Below are 279 nucleotides of genomic sequence, written 5' to 3' on the forward strand. Positions count from 1 at the left end.
ATGCGCTCGGTGGCTTCCTGAAGGGCAAGTGGCTGGCCGGCGGCCCCAATCCGGAAGGCGAAGGCCGCATTCCGGACATTACCCCCGGCTCGCAAAGCATCGGAAGCTGGGCCGAGGCCGATATTTCGAGCTATCTCGAAACCGGCTTCACCCCGGAATTCGACAGTGTCGGCGGTTCCATGGTGAAGGTGCAGCAGAACATGGCGCATCTGACAGCCGAGGACCGCGACGCGATCGCCGCCTATCTGAAGGCGATCCCGGCGCGCTGAGGGTCCCGTT

The 279-nt window shown here is 64.2% G+C and carries 1 protein-coding gene; it reads left to right on the top strand.

The annotated features are described in order from the left end of the window. The coding region (locus EN804_RS36890) for a cytochrome c (RefSeq protein WP_135922466.1) at nt 1–269 on the top strand (269 nt) is incomplete at its 5' end. Nucleotides 270–279: the final 10 nt, after the last annotated feature.

The organism is Mesorhizobium sp. M8A.F.Ca.ET.161.01.1.1 (assembly GCF_004792105.1).
GTDB lineage: Bacteria > Pseudomonadota > Alphaproteobacteria > Rhizobiales > Rhizobiaceae > Mesorhizobium.